Source organism: Nonomuraea sp. NPDC003560 (assembly GCF_042878785.1).
GTDB lineage: Bacteria > Actinomycetota > Actinomycetes > Streptosporangiales > Streptosporangiaceae > Nonomuraea.
In genome coordinates, this window is the sequence record NZ_JBIAOF010000004.1 from 827069 (window position 1) to 845624 (window position 18556).

At 74.1% G+C, this 18556-nt stretch carries 16 protein-coding genes; 11 read left to right on the plus strand and 5 right to left on the minus strand.

Annotated elements, in window-relative coordinates:
• The first annotated feature begins 17 nt into the window (after positions 1-17).
• The 10 genes from ACFYUV_RS20055 (at position 18) to ACFYUV_RS20100 (ending at position 10802) form a co-directional block, all read left to right on the plus strand.
• Complete coding sequence (locus ACFYUV_RS20055; RefSeq protein WP_387670280.1) at positions 18-611, plus strand: hypothetical protein; 594 nt, start codon at positions 18-20, stop codon at positions 609-611.
• Positions 612-621: 10 nt separating this feature from the next.
• Complete coding sequence (locus tag ACFYUV_RS20060; RefSeq protein ID WP_387670282.1) at positions 622-1155, plus strand: GNAT family N-acetyltransferase; 534 nt, start codon at positions 622-624, stop codon at positions 1153-1155.
• Between the two features lie 105 nt (positions 1156-1260).
• Entirely contained in the window at positions 1261-1758 is a 498-nt protein-coding gene (locus tag ACFYUV_RS20065) for a hypothetical protein (RefSeq protein ID WP_387670284.1), read from the plus strand.
• Between the two features lie 197 nt (positions 1759-1955).
• Positions 1956-3392: an MFS transporter gene (locus tag ACFYUV_RS20070; RefSeq protein ID WP_387670286.1), complete on the plus strand. Its 1437-nt coding sequence runs from the start codon at positions 1956-1958 to the stop codon at positions 3390-3392.
• Complete coding sequence (locus ACFYUV_RS20075) at positions 3389-4915, plus strand: FGGY family carbohydrate kinase (RefSeq protein ID WP_387670287.1); 1527 nt, start codon at positions 3389-3391, stop codon at positions 4913-4915. Before ACFYUV_RS20070 ends, ACFYUV_RS20075 begins: the two co-directional genes overlap by 4 nt.
• Entirely contained in the window at positions 4912-6585 is a 1674-nt protein-coding gene (locus tag ACFYUV_RS20080; protein WP_387670289.1) for a glycerol-3-phosphate dehydrogenase/oxidase, read from the plus strand. The genes ACFYUV_RS20075 and ACFYUV_RS20080 overlap by 4 nt, the downstream gene beginning before the upstream one ends.
• Positions 6582-8135 carry an FAD-binding oxidoreductase gene (locus ACFYUV_RS20085; protein WP_387670291.1) on the plus strand — a complete coding sequence of 518 codons (1554 nt, stop codon included), beginning with the start codon at positions 6582-6584 and terminating at the stop codon, positions 8133-8135. Before ACFYUV_RS20080 ends, ACFYUV_RS20085 begins: the two co-directional genes overlap by 4 nt.
• 10 nt (positions 8136-8145) lie before the next feature.
• A complete protein-coding gene (locus ACFYUV_RS20090; protein WP_387670293.1) occupies positions 8146-8757 on the plus strand; it encodes a glycerol-3-phosphate responsive antiterminator in 612 nt (203 codons plus the stop codon).
• Between the two features lie 27 nt (positions 8758-8784).
• Complete coding sequence (locus tag ACFYUV_RS20095) at positions 8785-9702, plus strand: DMT family transporter (RefSeq protein WP_387670295.1); 918 nt, start codon at positions 8785-8787, stop codon at positions 9700-9702.
• On the plus strand, positions 9702-10802 hold the full coding sequence (locus ACFYUV_RS20100; RefSeq protein ID WP_387670297.1) for an alcohol dehydrogenase catalytic domain-containing protein: 1101 nt from the start codon (positions 9702-9704) through the stop codon (positions 10800-10802). The genes ACFYUV_RS20095 and ACFYUV_RS20100 overlap by 1 nt, the downstream gene beginning before the upstream one ends.
• Before the next feature lie 60 nt (positions 10803-10862).
• Here ACFYUV_RS20100 and ACFYUV_RS20105 read toward each other — a convergent pair whose 3' ends face one another.
• The gene (locus ACFYUV_RS20105) at positions 10863-11330 is read right to left on the minus strand and encodes a hypothetical protein (protein WP_387670299.1); all 468 of its coding nucleotides are present in this window, start codon (positions 11328-11330) and stop codon (positions 10863-10865) included.
• Positions 11327-13657 (minus strand): molybdopterin oxidoreductase family protein, encoded by a 2331-nt coding sequence (locus ACFYUV_RS20110; protein ID WP_387670301.1) that lies wholly within the window; start codon positions 13655-13657, stop codon positions 11327-11329. The genes ACFYUV_RS20105 and ACFYUV_RS20110 overlap by 4 nt, the downstream gene beginning before the upstream one ends.
• 170 nt (positions 13658-13827) lie before the next feature.
• On the opposite strand from ACFYUV_RS20110, the gene ACFYUV_RS20115 reads away from it, so the two are divergent.
• Positions 13828-15324: a carboxylesterase/lipase family protein gene (locus tag ACFYUV_RS20115; protein ID WP_387670302.1), complete on the plus strand. Its 1497-nt coding sequence runs from the start codon at positions 13828-13830 to the stop codon at positions 15322-15324.
• A 28-nt stretch (positions 15325-15352) separates the two neighbouring features.
• Here the strand turns inward: ACFYUV_RS20115 and ACFYUV_RS20120 are convergent, their stop codons facing one another.
• From ACFYUV_RS20120 to ACFYUV_RS20130, 3 genes are all read right to left on the minus strand, one after another.
• Positions 15353-16543, minus strand: a complete 1191-nt coding sequence (locus ACFYUV_RS20120; RefSeq protein WP_387670304.1) for a MarP family serine protease — start codon at positions 16541-16543, stop codon at positions 15353-15355.
• 98 nt (positions 16544-16641) lie between these two features.
• Positions 16642-17436, minus strand: a complete 795-nt coding sequence (gene ppk2, locus ACFYUV_RS20125; protein WP_387670306.1) for a polyphosphate kinase 2 — start codon at positions 17434-17436, stop codon at positions 16642-16644.
• 28 nt (positions 17437-17464) lie between these two features.
• Complete coding sequence (locus ACFYUV_RS20130; RefSeq protein ID WP_387670308.1) at positions 17465-18439, minus strand: Acg family FMN-binding oxidoreductase; 975 nt, start codon at positions 18437-18439, stop codon at positions 17465-17467.
• Positions 18440-18556 lie beyond the last annotated feature (117 nt).

Genomic DNA, 18556 nt, shown 5'->3' on the forward strand with positions numbered 1-18556 from the left:
GTCTCCTTGGAGCGTCCATGGATCGTCTGTTCGTGCGGCTGGCCCTCTACGTGGTCAGGTTCGCCGGGGCCGTCGCGGGGGTGTGGGGGGTCGCCTACGCCGTCAACGGCGCCACGCAGGCCGGCGGGGAGATGGTCGTTCGCGTCCTCCCCCGCCTGGAGGCCGCCGACCGGCTCGGGCTGAGCGGGGTGAAGCTGCCCCGCGGCCTCTCCCTGGGAGATGGGGAGCTGCCGCTGCGGGTCTGGGACTCGACGGCGGCCGAGCAGGTGCTCTACCGGGCGGACGTGCTGGTGGGCGGCCTGTGCGCGCTCGTCGCCGCCCTCCTGGTCGGAGGGCTGCTGACGTCGGTGTTCGAGGGCGAGCCGTACCGCCGCGGCAACGCGGCGCGGGTCGCCTGGCTCGCCGTCCTCGCGCTCGTCTCGGGAGCGGCCCAGGCGCTGCCCGCGCTCGCGGTGGCCGCCGTGCTCGACCGCGCGGGGGCGGGCGGGACGTTCGGGCCGCCGTCCGGGCTGTCGTGGCCGCCGTTCGCGGGCGCGGCGCTGCTGGCGGCGCTGGCCCTGGCGCTGCGGGCCGGACGCCGGGCCCGCGCCGACGTCACGCCCGTCACATAGTGTCGCGATCATGACGATCGAACTGCGCGCCGTCCGCGAGGACGACCTGGCGTTCCTGACCCGGCTGATCGGCGACCCGGACGGCAGCGGCGAGTACCAGTGGTACGGCTGGCAGGACCCCCACCGCCTGCGCCGCCTCTGGGAGGAGAACGGGATGCTCGGCGAGGACGGCGGCATGCTCGTGATCGCCTCCGGCGAGGACCGGGCGGGCCTCGTGTCGTGGCGCAGGCAGCTCACCTCCCGGGTGTCGTACTGCTGGGAGATGGGCCTCATCGTGGCGCCCGGCTTCCGCGGCAAGGGGCACGGGACGCGGGCGCAGCGGCTGCTGGCGCGTTACCTGTTCGACCACTCGCCGGTCAACCGGGTGCAGGCGACCACCGAGCTCGGCAACGTGGCCGAGCAGTGGGCGCTGGAGAAGGCCGGTTTCACCCGGGAGGGCGTGCTGCGCGGCTGCGGCTTCCGCGCCGGCGAGTGGCGTGACGGCGTGATGTACGGCATCGTCCGCGCCGACCTCGACCGGGCCCCGGCGCCTCCGGGCGCCTGACCAGCGGCGGCGCGGACCCCGGCGGAGATCAACACGGGCTCAACGGATCCTCAACACCGGCGCCCCTACGTTGCGATCACACGATTTCGCACCAAGGGGGAGCACATGCGCAACCTTCCAGCTCTGGCACTCGCCGCGGTGGTGGCCGGCGGCCTCCTGACCGTCGCCTCGCCCGCCGGCGCCACCGTCCAGGACGCCCGGCAGGTGTCGCGGACGCAGGCCGCCGGGCCGATCAACTACTCGTGCGGCGCGCGGCTGCGGGTGAGCCGGGACGTGCCCAGGAACACCTGGCACCGCATGGCGAAGGCGAAGGGCCGCCGCGGCATGGTCTACCTGTACGAGGCCGACGGCGTCTACCGCGGCCGGAACGTGTGGTGGGCCTGGGGCACCAGCCTGCGCTCCGGCGACCGCATCTCCATCGACTGGACCGACGACGGAGGCCGCACCTACCACGCCTGCCACGCGGTCGTCAGGGGCGGCGGACGCCGCAGCGTCACGTCGTACGCGGTGGACGCGCCGAACGGCCGCAAGTTCCGCGCCTGCGTGAAGGCCGCGGGCAAGTGGTCGTGCACCCGCGGCTGGTGGGAGATCAGGTATTCCTGACCGGCCGGTCCGCCGGGCAGGGCGTGCGAGCTGCGGCGATACGACCGCGACCGCTTGACATACCGGACAACCGGCACATAGTGTCCCGTCAATCGGCAGGCACAGACGAAGAGATCCCTGTCAGTGGTCTTCGTCTGTGCCTTTGTCGTATCCAGACCGCTGGCAAGGGATCACACCCCCCTGAAAGGCGGCTGGGCATGAGCGACGCCCCCGTGCAGAACACCTCGGTCACGCGGATCCGCAACGCCGGAGACGCGGCCGACGTCATCAACACCCTGACGAGGCTGGCCGGCCGGGCCAACTGGATCTGGTTCCTCGCCCTGGCGGGCCTGTTCCTGGACGCCTACTCCAACGCGGCCCTGGGCGCCGGCCTGTCCCCCATGGTCAAGCAGCTCGGCCTGTCGCCGGGCCAGGTGGGCGTGCTCACCGCCATGGCGCCGGCCATCGCCATCATCTCCAACCCGTTCGGCGGCTGGCTGGCCGCCCGGATCGGCCGGGTCAAGCCGCTGCTGCTGACCAAGGTGGTGTTCGCGCTCGGCGCGCTGCTGACCGCGTCCGGCTCCGACTTCCAGACCGTCTTCGCCGGCCGCGGCCTGGTCGGCATCGCGTACGGCATCGACTTCGCGGTGGCCATGGCGCTGCTGGCCGAGTACACGCCGTCCGCGCTCAAGGGCAGGCTCAACTTCTGGCAAGGCGTCTGGTACACCGCCACCACCACGAACCTGCTGCTCACGCTGGTGTTCTACCGTTTCGACGTGGGCGCGGACATCTGGCGCTGGTCGGTGGGCTCCTCGGCTGTCTTCGCCGTCGTGCTGCTGGTCCTGCAGCTCGCCTTCCTGGTGGAGAGCCCGACGTGGCTGGCCGCCAAGGGACGGCTGCGCGACTCCGCCGCGGCCCTGCGCCGCATGTACGGCTTCGCCGTCCAGGAGGACGCCGGGCGGGACGGCGTCGCGGCCGAGCAGGGGCGGCAGGTGGGGTTCGGGGACGCGGGCGTGCTGTTCCGCAGGCCGTACCTGCCACGCACGGTGTTGTCCACGGTCATCTCGCTCACCCAGGCCATGCAGTACTTCGCGGTCGGCTGGTACCTGCCGGTGATCAGCCTGGAGCTGTTCGGCAAGGAGTTCGAGAAGGCCACGATCGGGTCGATGGCGTTCAACGCGGTCGGCATCGTCGGCGGCTGCCTGGCGGCCTACACGGGCCGCCGCCTCGGCCTGCGGATCAGCTCGATGGCCGGGTACGCGGTGGTGTTCGTGGCGCTGCTGGTGATGGGCGCGACGTTCAAGGAGCTGCCGGTCGCGCTGGCCGCGCTGCTGCCCGTGCTGTTCATCTTCTTCCACTCCGCCGGGCCCGGCCCGAACGGCAAGTCGATCGCCGCGCTGTCCTACCGCAGCGACATCCGCACCCTGGGCACCGGCGTGACCGGCATGCTCGGCAGCCTCGGCTCGGTCGCCGGCCTGTACCTGTTCCCGCAGTTGCAGGCAGGCATCGGGGTCGGCGCCAGCCTCATGGTGCTCTCGGTGGTGCCGCTGGTCGGCCTGGTCACCTGCCTGCTGATCAAGTGGGACCCCACCCGCGTGGCGGTCAACCTGGAGGAGGAGGAGATCGCGCTGCGGAAGAGGGACGAGCGCCGATGACCGGCCGTACCCGACGGGGGATCCTCAGCGTCGACGAGGGCACCACGGGCACGCGCGCCGCGGTCGTCCTGGACGACGGCTCGGCGGCCCCGCCCGCCTACCGGCCCATCTCGGTCCACTCCCCCGACCATCTGCGGGTCGAGCAGGACGCCATGGAGATCTGGGCGAAGACCGCCGAGGTCTGCGCGCAGGCCCTGGAGTGGGCGCGGGCGCACGACGTCGAGGTCACCGGCGTGTCGATCGCCACCCAGCGCGCCACCGTGCTGCTGTGGGACACCGTCACCGGCGAGCCCCTCACCCCCGCCGTGGTCTGGCAGGACCGCCGCTACGCCGCCCGGCTGCGGGAATGGGAGCCCGGCTGGGACGCCCGCCTGGTCGAGCACACCGGCCGGCCGGTCGGCTCGCGCGCGCCGCTGCTGTGGGCCGCCGACGTGCTGCGCGACGACCTGGCCGTGCGCCGGGCGCACGAGGCGGGACGGGTGGCGTTCGGTTCGGTCGACACCTGGCTGGTGTGGCGGCTGACCGGCGGCGCGCGGCACGTCATGTCCGCCACCAACGCGGTCGCCGCCGGCGCCTACGACCTGCGCACCGGCGACTGGTACGAGCCGTGGCGGGACTTCCTCGGCTGCCCCCGCGACGTGCTGCCGCAGATCCTGGACGAGGACGGCGACTACGGCCACACCGACCCGTCGGTGCTCGGCGTGCGGCTGCCGGTGTTGTCGGTGATGGGCGACCAGCACGCCGCGATGATCGCGCTCGGCGCGCACCGGCCGGGCCAGGCGATGTGCGTGCACGGCACGGGAACGTTCCTGGACGCCGTGGCCGGCGACCGGCCGCCCGCGCATCGCCGGGCGGTGCCGGGGGTGCTGACGCTGGTCGGCTGGCGTTCGCGCGGCGCGGCGGTGTTCAGCCTGGAGGGCTACGCCGCCACCACCGGCTCGGCGGTGCGCTGGTTGTGCGAGGAGATCGGGCTGTTCGACTCGCCCGCCCAGCTGACCGCGCTGGCCCGCGAGCATCCCGGGCCGAGCCGGGTGCGGTTCCTGCCCGCGCTGGCCGGGATGCGCACCCCGGTCTGGTCGCCCGAGGCCACCGGCGTCCTGACCGGGCTCAGCCTGTCCACCACCCGGGCCGAGCTGGCCCGGGGCGTCCTGGAGGGCATCGCGCACTCGGTGTGCGACCTGCTGGACGGGGTGGAGCAGGCGCTCGGCGCGCCGGTCACCGATCTGTTCTGCGGCGGCGGCCTGGCCAGCAGCGACGTGCTGATGGCGAGCCAGGCCGACCTCGTCGGGCGGCCGGTCCGCCGCGCCCGCGCCAACGAGACGGCCAGCCTGCGCGGCGCCGCCTACCTCGGGGGCGTGCGCGCGGGGCTCTGGCCCGACCTGCCCGCCGCCCTCGCCGGGCTCGGCGACGTCCCCGTCTTCGAGCCCACGTTGCCCGACGCCGCCCGCGAGGAGGCCCGCGCCGCCTGGCGTGACCTGCTCTCCCGGCACATCTCGTACCAACAGGAGGAATCCCCCTCGTGATCCGGCTTCCAGAACGCAAGCCCAGATCGGAGACCAGGAGCGCCATCCGGCGCACCCCGCTGCGGCTGGACCGTCAGGCGCAGATCGAGCGGCTGGCCGGAAGGCCGGTGGACGTGCTCGTCGTCGGCGGCGGCGTGACCGGCTGCTACGCCGCGCTGGACGCCGCCACCCGCGGCCTCAGCGTGGCGCTGGTGGAACGCGACGACTTCGCCTCGGGCACCTCCTCCAAGTCCTCCAAGATGGTCCACGGCGGCCTGCGCTACATCGAGCAGGGCAACCTGCCGCTGGTGCGCCGCTCGCTGCTGGAGCGGCAGCGGTTCCGCCGCAACGCGCCCCACCTGGTGCGGCGGCTGCCGTTCGTGCTGCCGATCCTCGCCCAGGACGGCGTCTTCGACGCCCGCATCGCCAAGGCCTTCGAGGGCCTGCTGTGGACCTACGACCTGGCGGGCGGCTGGCGCATCGGCCGGCTGCACCAGCGGCTCAGCGTGGCCGAGGTGCTGGCCAGGGCGCCGCGGCTGCGCGCCGACCGGCTCAAGGGCGGCCTGCTCTACTACGACAGCCGCACCGACGACGCCCGCCTGACCCTGACCATCGCCAGGACCGCCGCCCACTTCGGCGCCACCGTGCTGAACGGCGCCACCTGCCGCGAGCTGGTCAAGGAGGGCGGCCGAGTGCGCGGCGCCCGCGTCGAGGTGGACGGCCGCACGATCGAGGTGCGCGCCGGGGTCGTCGTCAACGCCACCGGCGTGTGGACCGACACCCTGGACGCGCTGTCCGACCCGGCGCACCGGCCGCGGGTGCGTCCGGCCAAGGGCGTGCACATCGTGGTGCCGTGGACGCGGCTGCCGGTGGACGGCACGGTGACCGTCCCGGTGCCCGGCCGGGCGCGCCGCGCCACCTGCACCCGCTGGGGCGACGTGGTCGTGGTCGGCACCACCGACACCGACTACGACGGCTCGCCCGACGAGGTGCTGTGCACCCGCGAGGAGATGCAGTACCTGCTCGACGGCGCCAACACCGCCTTCGACGCCGACCTCACCCCGGACGACGTGATCGGCTCCATCGCCGGGCTGCGCCCGCTGGTCGGCGAGAAGGAGGGCGCCACGCTCGACATGAGCCGCGACCACCGGATCATCACCGACGGCTTCGGCCTGGTCACGGTCACCGGCGGCAAGCTGACCACCAGCAGGCACATGGGCGAGCTGGCCGTGGACGAGGCGCTGAAGGTGCTCGGCCGCAAGGCCCGCTGCCGCACCGCGCGGCTGCCGCTGCTCGGCGGCGCGGGCTACGACGCCGAGGCGACCACCGCGACCGGCGGGCTCGGCGCCCACCTGGGCGAGCGGTACGGCACCGAGGCCCGGTTCGTCGCCGACCTGATCACCGAGGACCCGTCGCTGGCCGGGCCGGTCGTCGAGGGCAGCGAGTACCTGCGGGCCGAGGTCGTCTACGCGGCCCGCTGCGAGCTGGCCAGGAACGTGGACGACGTGTTGTCGCGGCGCACCCGGATGCGGGTCTTCGCCCGCGACCTGTCGGTCGAGGCGGCTCCCGAGGTGGGCCGGCTGCTCCAGCGCGAGCTCGGCCTCTCCGACGACGAGGTGGCCCGGCAGGTCGAGGACTACGTACGCGGCGTGGACCGCGAGAAGAGCGTTCTGATGGAGGGACTTTCATGATCAGCAGGCAGACCGTCACCCACCCGTTCAACCGCGGCGACTACGTCGTGGGCGCGCCCACGCCGCCGCGCTGGGCCGCCGACTGCCCGCCGGGGAAGGGCCCGGCCAGCCTGCAGGACCAGGTCGTGCCGGTCCCCGAGAGCGTGGTGGCGGAACTGCGCGCGCTCGGCGCCGCCGTGCACACCGACCGGGACGAGGTGGTCCTGCGCACCCGCGACTGGTGGGCGGGCACCTCCATCGGCGAGACCGACGGTCGCCCGGCCACCCCGGAGGCGGTCGTCGTCGAGGTGGACGCGGAGGAGCAGGTGGCCGCCGTGGTGCGGATCTGCCACGAGCACCGCATCCCGCTGACCGTCTCGGCCGGGCGCAGCAACGTGCTGGGCGCCGCGCTGCCCGTGCACGGCGGCGTCGTGCTGGACGTGTGCCGGCTCAACCGCATCCTGTCCTTCGACGCCGAGTCCATGATCGTCGAGGTGCAGGCGGGCATGTTCGGCGACCTGTTCGAGAAGGAGCTGCAGGAGACGCACGGCGCCACCACGGGCCACTGGCCGTCGGCGTTCGCCATCTCCACCGTCGGCGGCTGGGCCGCCTGCCGCGGCGCGGGCCAGCTCTCCACCCGCTACGGCAAGATCGAGGACATGGTGGTCGGGCTGGACGTGGTGCTGCCCGACGGCACCACCGCCAGCTACGGCACCTACCCGCGCGCCGCGGTGGGCCCCGACCTGCGGCAGCTGTTCATCGGCTCGGAGGGCACGCTCGGCGTCATCACCCGGCTGCGGCTGCGTACGCACCGGCTGCCCGACTACGCGGTGGGCATCGCCTACGGCTTCGACACCTTCGCCGCCGGGCTCGACGCGTGCCGGGAGATCCTGCAGCGCGGCGCCACCCCGGCCGCGCTGCGCCTGTACGACGCGCACGAGAGCGGCACCCACTTCGGCGAGCCCGGCACGAACCTGCTGCTCGTCGCCGACGAGGGCGACCCGGTGCTGGTCGACGCCGTCATGAAGATCGCCGACGAGGTCTGCGCCGAACGCGCGTCGGTGAAACTGGACGGCGCGGCGGTCTTCGCCCGCTGGCTGGACGAGCGCATGATCGTCGGCAAGGCCGCCGACGGCTTCGTCCGGGGGCCGGGGTTCGTCTCCGACACCTGCGAGATCGCCGGGCCGTGGGCCGCGCTGCCCGCCCTGTACGACGAGGTCGTGGCCGCCATCGAGGCCGTCCCCGGCACGCTGCGCGCCTCGGCCCACCAGTCGCACGCCTACACCGACGGCGCCTGCCTGTACTTCTCGCTGCGCGGCGACGTCGAGCGCGACCAGCGGCGCGCCTGGTACCGGGCCGCCTGGGACGCCGCCGCCGAGGTGCTCGTCAGGCACGGCGCGGCGATCAGCCACCACCACGGCGTCGGCCTGCTGCGCTCGCCGTACATGCGGGACGCGCTGGGCAGCGGCTACCCCACGCTGGTGGCGGTCAAGCAGGCGCTGGACCCGCGGGGCATCATGAACCCCGGCAAGCTGGGACTGCCCGCGTCCTTCGAAAACACGGCGCACTAAGGTGGATGCGGTGAACTCTCGACACAAGGGTCCGCTGGATCAGCGCCTGCTCGCCGCCCTGGCCGAGCATCCCGTCGCCGCGTCGCTGGTGGGGGTGGAGATGGTCGAGCGGTTCACCTCCTCCGCCACGCCGATCGGCATCCTGGCCTCGATCCCGCTCGGCGACCTGGCGGCCACGGTCCAGCGCACGGTGGCCGCCCGGAAGATCGCATTCGTCAACATCGACTCCACCCCCGGCCTGGGGCACGATCCCGGGGCGCTGGCGTACCTGCAGGGCATCGGCGCGGTCGGGGTCGTCTCCACGCGGCAGGCGTTGATCGAGCGGGCCACCGGGCTGGGGCTGCTGACCATGCAGAAGGTGTTCGTCACCGACCGGTCGAACCTGCGGCGCAGCCTGCAGTCCATCACCCGGTCGCGGCCCGACCTGGTGCAGCTCATGCCGGCCATGGTGCTGCGGCACGTCGAGCGGCAGGTGCGGGCGGTCGGCGTCCCGTGCCTGGCCGCGGGGTTCGTGCAGAGCGCGGACGACGTGGTGGAGGCGCTGCGGCACGGGGCCGTCGGCGTGTGCACCTCCGACGAGGAGCTGTGGGGGCTGCGCCGCTCGGCCCTGCGCGCCTCCTGATCCGTCTTCATCCGGAAGGACCTTGCGATGACGCCTGCCCGCGTGCGGGAGACCGCCGCCGCCACGGCGCCCGTCCGGCGCGCCGGGAGGCGGTGGCCGGTGGCGCCCGGGGTGTTCGTCGTCCTGTGGAGCAGCGCGTTCATCGCGGGCATCCCGGGGGTCAGGGCGGCGCCGCCGCTGTTGCTGATGTTCGGCAGGTTCGCCGTCGCCGGGGTGTTGCTGGGGGCGTACGCGCTGGTCAGGCGGGTGCCGTGGCCCCGGGGGCGGGACCTGGCGCACGTGGCCGTGGCCGGGCTGCTGATGCAGGCCGTGCAGTTCGGCGCCTTCTACAGCGCGCTCGGCGCGGGCCTGCCGGCCGCGGTCGTGTCCCTGGTGCAGGGGCTGAACCCGGTGGTCATCCTGCTGGTCGCCCGGGTGCTGGGCGAGCGGGTCGGCGCCGGGCAGTGGGCCGGGTTCGCGCTCGGCCTGGCCGGGGTGGTCCTGGCGGTGGCCGACCGGATCAGCCTGTCCGCGTCCGGGGTGGCGCTGTGCCTGCTGGGGCTGGCCGGGCTCAGCGCCGGCACCCTCTACCAGCAGCGGTACGCCCCCCGCATGGACGCCCTGAGCGGCACCGCGGTGCAGCTGCTGGTCAGCGCCCCCGCCGCCGGGCTGGCCTGCCTGGCGCTCGGCCCGGTCCGGGTGTCGGACTGGACGGCGTTCGGGCTGTCGGTCGGCTGGATGGCGCTGGTCAACTCCATCGCGGCGTTCATCCTGCTCAACCGGATGTTGCTGCGCTCCCCGGCCAGCCGGGTGAGCACGGTGTTCTTCCTGACCCCGGCCGTGACCGCCGTGCTGGCCTGGTCGCTGGCCGGGCAGCCGCTGCCCCCGCTCGCCGTGGCCGGGCTCGTCCTGGGCGGCTGCGGGGTGCTGCTGGCCAACCTCTCGACACGAAGAAGGGCGAACTGATGCGCATTCGCGGCGCGGTCCTGGAGGAGATCGGCCGGTCCCGGCCCTACGCGCAGTCGCGGCCCCTGACGGTCTGCGACCTCGAACTCGATCCGCCGGGGCCGGGCGAGCTGCTGGTGCGGGTGGAGGTGGCCGGCGTGTGCCACTCCGACCTGTCGGTGGTGGACGGCAACCGGGTGCGTCCTGTGCCCATGCTGCTCGGCCACGAGGCGGCGGGCGTGGTGGAGCGGACCGGGCCGGGCGTCGACGACCTCGCCCCCGGGCGGCGCGTCGTGATGACCTTCCTGCCCAGGTGCGGCGGCTGCGCCGGCTGCGCCACCGAGGGCGTGACGCCCTGCGTGCCGGGCAGCGCCGCCAACAACGACGGCACCCTGCTGAGCGGCGCGGTCCGCCAGCACAGGGACGGCGTCGCGGTGCTGCACCACCTCGGGGTGTCGGCGTTCGCCACGCACGTGGTGGTCGATCGGCGCTCGGTCGTCCCGGTCGATCCCGACGTGCCGGCCGAGGTCGCCGCCCTGCTCGGCTGCGCCGTGCTGACCGGCGGCGGCGCCGTGCTCAACGCCGGCCGGCCACGCCCCGGGCAGACGGTCACGGTCGTCGGGCTGGGCGGCGTGGGCATGGCGGCGCTGCTCACCGCGCTGGCCCTCGACGACGTCCGGGTGATCGGCGTGGACGCCAACCCGGCCAAGCTCGCCATGGCCCGCGAGCTGGGCGCGCACGAGGTGTACGGCCCGGACGAGCTGCCCGGCGAGGCGGACGTCGTGGTCGAGGCGGCGGGCAGCGCGCGGGCGTTCGAGACCGCGGTGACCGCGACGGCCCCCGGCGGCCGCACCGTCAGCGTGGGCCTGCCCGCGCCCGGCGCCCGCGCCTCGATCTCACCGCTCGCGCTGGTGGCCGGCGGGCGCAGCATCATCGGCAGCTACCTGGGCTCGGCGCTGCCCGCACGCGACATCCCGGTGTTCGCCCGGATGTGGCGCGAGGGCCGGCTGCCGGTGGAGCGGCTGGTCTCGGCCCGGATCGGCCTGGCGGGCGTCAACGAGGCGATGGACCAGCTCGCCGACGGCGCCGCCCTGCGCCAGCTGATCGTCTTCGACGGCTGACCGCCGGGGCCTGGCACTGCGCCAGCTGATCGTCTTCGACCTGACCGCCGGGGCCTGGCGCTACCCCGACGCGACGACCAGCGTCTGCGGGGCCGCCTGCTTCATCCGGCCGCGGGCCCACGTCATCTGGGTGGCGGTCTCGTCCTCGCAGTCGCGGACCGCCGCCAGCAGCGGCTCGTCGCGGGCGCCCTGCGCGGCCTGGCCGATCAGCGTCCAGCAGACGTCGCACTCGGCGGCCATGAGGTAGAGGTCGTGCAGGTCGCGCAGCAGGCCGAGGCCGCCGCCGCGGGAGCCGGAGAACAGCGTCGAGTGCAGCCGCTCCGGCTCGTCGGGGGCGTCCTCGGAGTAGCGTTCGACGAACGGCCGCAGCCGCCGTACGTGCTCGTCGCACTGCTCGGCGAGCCGCCGGCAGACGTGCATCACGTCCGGCTCGTCGCCGTGGGCCGCGGCGACCTCGCGGTACGCCGACGCCAGCTCCTCCTCCGATCGGTGCAGCAGCCCCAGGTAGTGCGCCAGCAGCACGGTCATCCTCCCGCTCTGGTCACCCGGACCGCGGTGACCTTGTAGATCGGTTGCTTGGAGACGGGGTCCCAGGTCGTGCTCGTGACCTCGTTGGCCGCCCGGGGCGCCGCTCCCGGCTCCAGGTCCCAGTAGCCGTAGTGGAAGGGCACGAACACCACGCCCCGCCGGATGCCGGTGATCCGGGCCGGGGCCTCCAGCCGGCCGCGCGGTGACTCCACCCGCACCAGGTCTCCTTCGCCGATGCCCAGCCCGGCGGCGTCGGCCGCGTTGAGCTCCACCCACGGCTCGGGGGCGGCGGCGTCGAGCCGCGGGACGCGGCCGGTCTTGGTCCGGGTGTGGAACTGGTGCACGGTGCGGCCGGTGGTCAGCAGCAGCGGCAGGTCGTCGCCGGTCACCTCGGGCGAGGGGTGGTAGGCCGCGGCCCGCAGGAAGGCCCGTCCGCCGGGCTCCTGGGCCAGGTACTGCTCGCGGGTGTGCTCGGCGCCGGTGACGAGGTCCTGGCCGTAGGTCTCGCAGTAGTCGGGGTCGGTGTTGAAGCGGCCGCCGGCGTACAGGCGCTCGGTGCCGCCCGAGCCCGGCGGGCACGGCCACTGGACGCCGCTGCCGCCGCGCAGGCTCTCGTACGTGATGCCGGTGTAGTCGCAGGGACGCCCGGCCGAGCACGCCTTCCACGCCTCGAACGCCGACTCCGCGTCGTGCCAGCCGATCAGCGGCTTGCCGTCGCGGTCGCGGAAGTCCATGCGGCGGGCGTAGTCGAGGAAGATGTCCAGGTCGGCCCGAGCCTCGCCGGGCGGTTCCACGGCCTTCTCCGACAGGTGCACGGTCCGGTCGGCGTTGGTGAAGGTGCCCAGCTTCTCCCCCCACGTCGCCGCCGGCAGCACCACGTCGGCCAGCTCCGCGGTCTCGGTGCGGAACAGGTCCTGCACCACGACGAACAGCTCGTCCCGGCCCAGGATGCGGCGGACGCGGCCGAGGTCGGGCAGCGAGACCGCGGGGTTCGTGCCGGAGATCCACAGCAGCTTGACCGACCCCTGCTCGGCGTACCGGAAGACCTGCATGGCATGGGTCGGCGGCGCCCAGTGCGGGATGACGGCCGGATCGACGTTCCACAGCTCGGCCAGCTCGCGGATGTGCGAGGGGTTGTCCCAGTTGCGCAGGCCGGGCAGGTCGCCGTCGGCGCCGGTCTCGCGGGTGTTCTGGGCGGTGGGCTGGCCGTTCATCTGCAGCACCCCGGCCCCCGGGCGGCCCAGCATGCCGCGCAGCAGGTGGATGTTGTTGACCTGGCAGGCGGCGGCCGTCGCCTGGTTGGACTGGTAGAAGCCCTGCAGGACGGTGGAGACCAGCCGCTCGCTGGTGCCGAGAATCTCGGCGGCCTGTTCGATCAGGGCCACGGGCACGTCGCAGATCTCCGCCGCCCGTTCCGGCGGGCACTGCTCGACCACCCGGCACAGCCGCTCGAACCCGATCGTGTGCTCCTCGACGTAGCGGCGGTCGTGCCAGCCGCGCTCGATCAGGCGGTGGATCAGGGCGTTCATCAGGGCCAGGTTCGTGCCGGAGCGCACCGGCAGGTGCACGTCGGCCTCGCGGGCGACGGGCGTGGCGCGGGGATCGACGGCGATCATCGCGGGCGGGCGCGGGCCGCGGCGGCGGTCGAGCATCCGGTCCCACAACACCACCTGGGTCTCGGCGACGTTGTGCCCCCACAACGCGATCGCGTCGCAGTGGTCGATGTCGGTGTACGAACCGGGCTGCCCGTCGGTGCCGAAGCCGGCCTTGAGCGCGGCGGCGGCCGTGGCCGTGCACAGCCGGGTGTTGCCGTCCATGTGCGGGGTGCCGAGGCCGGCCTTCCCGATCACGGCGAGCGTGTAGTACTCCTCCAGGAAGAGCTGCCCGCTGGTGTGGAAGCCGAAGTGCCCCCATCCGCCGGGGCCCCGCAGCAGCTCCTTCGACCGGGCCACGATCCGGCCCATCGCCGTCTCCCAGTCGCTCTCCACCAGCGTGCCGCCCTCGCGGACGAGCGGGCGCAGCAGCCGGTCAGGGCTGTTGTTGGCCTGCCAGCCGTACAGGTCCTTGGGGTCGAGCCGGCCGTGGTTGACCCGGTCCACGGCACGGCCGCGCACGCCGACGATACGTCCGTCCTTGACCGCGATGTCCATCGCGTCGCCGTTGGAGTGCAGGACGGACGCCGACTGGGCCCACGACTCGACGTCCTGCTCGGTCAGCCCCTCCGCCAGGCAGGCGTCCACCCGGACCGGCCAGTCCTCGGCGCTGCCGTCCTCGCGCGGCCCGTACGGCGTGCGCGAGCCCCACGGGTCGGCGATGCGGTCAGACATTCCGGCGGCTCCTTCCGGGGTGGGAGATCCGGACCGCATACCCTCACCCGGCCGTCCCATGCCATCGCCGTGGCCCGGCCGTCGGAAAACGGGATGCGGCCGGGCCGCGTCCGGGGTGAGGATGGCCGCGCACGGCCGTCGGAGCCGTCCCCCCGGACGAGGAGCGTGCCATGAGCGCCGCCGGAACCGCTCACCCGCAGGTCACCGTCCGCACGGGCCGGCTGCGCGGCCGGATCGAGGGCGGCGTGGCCGTCTTCCGCGGCGTGCCGTACGCGCGCCCACCGGTGGGCGGCCTGCGGCTGGCCGCCCCGGCGCCGCCCGAGGCGTGGGACGGCGTGCGCGAGGCCGCCGCGTTCGGCCCGCCGCCGCCGCAGTCGAGGCTGCTGGGCGCCGCCGGCGACGCCGGCACCGACGGGAACTGGCTGACCGCCAACGTGTGGACCCCCGACCTGGGCGCGACCAGGCTGCCGGTGATGGTGTGGATCCACGGCGGCGGCTACATGTACGGCTGGTCCGGCGACCCGCTCTTCGACGGCGGCGTGCTCGCCCGGGACGGCGTCGTCGTGGTCACCGTCAACTACCGGGTCTCCGCCGAGGGCTTCGGGCACTTCCGCGGCGCGCCCGCCAACCGCGGCCTGCTGGACCAGGTGGCCGCCCTGCGCTGGGTGCGCGAGAACGCCGCGGCCTTCGGCGGCGATCCCGACCGGGTCACCGTCTTCGGCGAGTCCGCCGGAGCCGGGAGCATCGCGGCGCTGATGACGATGCCCGGCGCGGCCGGCCTGTTCCGCCGGGCGATCGCGCAGAGCGTGCCGGGCCTGTTCTTCACCCCCGAGCTGGCCGCCGATCTCGCCGCCGCGGTGGCCGCCGAGCTGGGAGCGGCCCCGCACGCGGGCGAGCTGGCGCGCCTGCCGCCGGAACGGCTGATCGAGGCCGGCGACGCGGTGGCGGCCGGCATGGGCGGCAGGCCGCGCTGGGGCCTGGCCGCGCACGTCCGCACGCCGTTCGCGCCGGTCGTGGACGGCGAGGTGCTGCCCGCGACGCCCTGGCGGTCGCCGGCAGGCGGGGTGGACCTGCTCGTGGGGCACAACCGCGACGAGTACCGGCTGTTCATGGCGCTCGGCGGCGAGCTCGGCCAGGTCACCGCCGAGCAGGCGGCCGCCGCGCTGCGGGCGCTGGCCCCCGACCCGGCGGCCTACCGGGCCGCCCACCCGGAGGCCGGCGACGAGCGGCTGTACGAGCTGGTCCACTCCGACTGGCTGTTCCGGATGCCGTCCGTACGGCTGGCCGAGGCCCACGGCGGGCGCGGCCGGGCCCACCTGTACGAGCTGACCTGGCCGGCCCCCGGCATGGGCGGGATGCTCGGCGCGTGCCACGGGCTGGGCCTGCCGCTGACGTTCGGCAACCTGACCGCGGGCGCGGCCGGGCTGCTGCTCGGCCAGGAGCCGCCGTCGGAGGCCGCCGAGCTGTCGGCCCGGGTGCGGGCGGCGTGGACCGCCTTCGCCGCGACCGGAGACCCGGGCTGGCCGGCGTACGAGCCGCGCGAGCGGCTGACCTGGATCATCGGCACCGAGCCGGGCACGGCGGCGTACCCGGAGGAGGCGTCGCGCCGGTTGTGGGCCGGGCACGCCTTCGACCCGCTCCCGCTGGCGGCGTCCGGGCCGGCGTGAGCACCGGTCACCGCGGGCGGGCCGGCGGTCAGTCGCAGGACTGGGTGCTGACGGGGTTCGTGGCCGTGGCGGCCTGGCGGGCGTCGGGCGCGACCTCGCCGGCGGTCAGCGCGTAGCCGGTCTCCACCTGGCCGGCGACGGCGGCGAAGATCACGCCCAGCACGCGGCCGTCCACGGAGAGCAGCGGGCCGCCGGAGTTGCCCTGCTGGATCTTGCCCCGGACCAGGTAGACGTCCCTGGTCACCTGCGAGGCGTGGTAGATGTCGGGGCTGCCGGCCCGCTGCCGCGTGGCGACGCGGGCGGGCTCCGGCGTGAAGCCGCCGCCGTTCGGGTAGCCGGCGACCAGCGCGTCCTGGCCCTCCCTGGCCCGGGTGTCGAAGGAGAGCGGGGGCAGCCCGAGGCCGGGGACGTACAGGACCGCGACGTCCCGCCGGGGGTTGTACCAGACGACCTGCGCCGGGTGCGGCCGCTGCTGGTGGTCGACCACCTGCAGGTCCGTGTCCACCCCGGCCACGACGTGCGCGTTGGTCATGATGTGGTCGGGCGCGTAGGTGAAGCCGGTGCCGGTGATGCGCTTGCCGCAGGAGGAGGCGGTTCCCTGGACCTGCAGGATGCCCGTCCTGGCCTGCCGCAGCGCCGGGCTGCGCAGCACGGCCACGTCCGGCGGCGGCACCCGGACGGGGCTCATCCCGGCGATGGTGTCGAGCACCGGCGGGAAGTCGGACCGGTCGATGAACCGCTTGAAGGGCCGCTGCCAGTTCCGCGCCGCCTCGGGCGCCGCCGCGTCGAGCGTGGACAGCAGCGCCGAGCCGCGGATCTGCTCGACCACCAGCGTCCACGGGCCGGCCACCAGGAGGCTGCCCACGAGCCAGGCGACCAGCAGCACGAACGTGGCGTTGACCAGCCCGCCGCCCAGGGAGTCCAGGATCCGGGCCGGTTCGCCGCGCAGGTACGTGCGTAACCGCACCCCCAGGGTGGACGCGGCGAACTGGCCGGCCAGCGCGATCAGGAACACGATGACGACCGCGAAAGCCGTCTGCGCGATGTCGCCGGTCACGAGCGCGTTCGTCACGGCGGGGGCGACGGCGATGCCCAGCACGCATCCGGCGACGAACCCGATCGAGCTCGTCACCCCGACGACGAACCCCTGCCGGAACCCCGCCACGCCGAACCCGACCACCAGAACGACCAGGACGACGTCGAGCAGATCACCGGACACAAGCAAAGACAATCATCTTTTCCCCCACAAGGGAGGATCAAGTCCGGTACGCCGGATTTCCTTGATCGGCGGAGTATCCCCCGGCGGACGGCCCGAGCTCAGAGGCCGGCCGTGACGTCGGGGACGTACCCTCCGGGGCGGCGCGGCGGGCGGCGGTAGCCGGTGGCGGGCGGTCGCGGCGGGATCTCCAGCGGCGCCCGCTCGACCCGCCGGTAGGGGATCGTGGACAGCAGGTGCGCGATCATGTTGATCCTGGCCCGCCGCTTGTCCTCACTGTCCACCTCGTACCAGGGCGCCTCGGGGATGTCGGTGTGCACCAGCATCTCGTCCTTGGCCCGGGAGTACTCCTCCCACCTGGTGATCGACTCCAGGTCCATCGCCGACAACTTCCACCGGCGCATCGGGTCCGCCAGCCGGTCGCGGAAGCGCCGCTCCTGCTCGGCGTCGCTCACCGAGAACCAGTACTTGCGCAGCAGGATCCCGTCCTCGACCAGCAGCCTCTCGAAGATCGGACATTGGTGCAGGAAGCGCGTGTACTCCTCCTGCGTGCAGAACCCCATCACCCGCTCGACCCCGGCCCGGTTGTACCAGCTCCGGTCGAACAGCACGATCTCCCCCGCGGCCGGCAGGTGCTCGACGTACCGCTGGAAGTACCACTGCGACCGCTGCCGGTCGGTCGGGACGGGCAGCGCGGCGATCCTGGCCACGCGCGGGTTCAGGTACTCGGTGACCCGCTTGATCGTGCTGCCCTTGCCCGCGGCGTCGCGTCCCTCGAAGATCACCACGACCCGCCGCCCCTCGGCCCGCACCCACTCCTGCAACTCCACCAGCTCTTCCTGGAGGCGGAGGAGTTCCTTCTCGTACGGCTTGCGGCGCAGCCTGTCAGTCCCCATGCCTGCGGATTCTAGAAGGGCGCCGCGCTCACCCCAGGACGTCGGAGAGCGGACGCCGGGGCGTGCCCTTCTCCTCGAAGGTGACCCCCAGCCGCATGATCATCTGCGGGTGCTCCCCCGAGAACAGCTCCAGCCGCAGGAACTCCCGCAACAGCTCCAGCTCCAGGGCCTGCGTGTGGAAGGCGGCGCTGACCCCGTGCGCCGACGCCTGCAGCAGCACCCGTTGCAGCGCCTGGCCGGTGGCCAGCCAGTCCCGCCGGTCGTCCGCCCGCGTGGTCAGCACGGCGACCACCCCGACGGCCGTCTCGTCCTGGCCGCCCGGCGCGCCCCAGCCCTGCCGCCACGCGTAGTGACGCTGGGGGAAGACCGCCTCCGTCGGCGCGCCCTCGCGCGGGTAGCTCCCGGCCGGCACGCCGTCGGCCCGCGTGCTGCCCGGCGGCCTGGCCCACCGCACGACCTCCAGCCCGAACCGCTGATCCTGCTCCTGCACGCCCTGCGCCGCCCGGGTCAGCGCGGCCAGCACCTCCACCGCCTCCGCCGACCGGACGGGCGTCAACCGGACCCCCTCACCCATCGCCGCCCTCACCAGCGACTCCACGAACGCGTCAGGGACCGGGACGTCGGCGAAACCCGCCCGATGCGTGTGACGCCGCTCGATCTCGCCCGCGAGCACCCGCGTCACCTCGTCCGGCTCGCTCTCCCGGCCCGGCCGGACCGTCGCCAGCAACCCGGGCCGATCGGGATCCGGCAGGACCCGGACGACCGGCTCGAACCCCGCGCGCCGCATCGCGACGCACATCGTGAACAGCGCCGCGCCACAACTGATCACCAGCTCCCGCCCGGTCGCGTCACCGGCCTTGAGCTGCCTGCCCGTGTCGGCCTTCAACGCGATCTCCACGTCGGAGACCGAGAAGGTCCACGGCTGGGTGTTGTGCACGGAAGGGGCCCATCGAGCGGCCTCGACCGCCGCGTCCATGGCCTGTCTCGGCGAGCACGTGCTCATGGTCCACCTCCAGAAGACGACCGCGTCGAAATGTTCGGTCTTCTCTGTCCGGCCTACCCCGTCAGGATGAGACCTCCCAGGACGCCCGGCACAGGGCCGGAGGACCCGCGCCACGAG

Coding starts and splice junctions, on each gene's coding strand:
- ACFYUV_RS20065 (WP_387670284.1), top strand. CDS start 1,261: ATGCGCAACCTTCCAGCTCTGGCACTCGCCGCGGTGGTGGCCGGCGGC.
- ACFYUV_RS20100 (WP_387670297.1), top strand. CDS start 9,702: ATGCGCATTCGCGGCGCGGTCCTGGAGGAGATCGGCCGGTCCCGGCCC.
- ppk2 (WP_387670306.1), bottom strand. CDS start 17,436: ATGGGGACTGACAGGCTGCGCCGCAAGCCGTACGAGAAGGAACTCCTC.
- ACFYUV_RS20085 (WP_387670291.1), top strand. CDS start 6,582: ATGATCAGCAGGCAGACCGTCACCCACCCGTTCAACCGCGGCGACTAC.
- ACFYUV_RS20095 (WP_387670295.1), top strand. CDS start 8,785: ATGACGCCTGCCCGCGTGCGGGAGACCGCCGCCGCCACGGCGCCCGTC.
- ACFYUV_RS20075 (WP_387670287.1), top strand. CDS start 3,389: ATGACCGGCCGTACCCGACGGGGGATCCTCAGCGTCGACGAGGGCACC.
- ACFYUV_RS20055 (WP_387670280.1), top strand. CDS start 18: ATGGATCGTCTGTTCGTGCGGCTGGCCCTCTACGTGGTCAGGTTCGCC.
- ACFYUV_RS20105 (WP_387670299.1), bottom strand. CDS start 11,330: ATGACCGTGCTGCTGGCGCACTACCTGGGGCTGCTGCACCGATCGGAG.
- ACFYUV_RS20130 (WP_387670308.1), bottom strand. CDS start 18,439: ATGAGCACGTGCTCGCCGAGACAGGCCATGGACGCGGCGGTCGAGGCC.
- ACFYUV_RS20070 (WP_387670286.1), top strand. CDS start 1,956: ATGAGCGACGCCCCCGTGCAGAACACCTCGGTCACGCGGATCCGCAAC.
- ACFYUV_RS20060 (WP_387670282.1), top strand. CDS start 622: ATGACGATCGAACTGCGCGCCGTCCGCGAGGACGACCTGGCGTTCCTG.
- ACFYUV_RS20115 (WP_387670302.1), top strand. CDS start 13,828: ATGAGCGCCGCCGGAACCGCTCACCCGCAGGTCACCGTCCGCACGGGC.
- ACFYUV_RS20110 (WP_387670301.1), bottom strand. CDS start 13,657: ATGTCTGACCGCATCGCCGACCCGTGGGGCTCGCGCACGCCGTACGGG.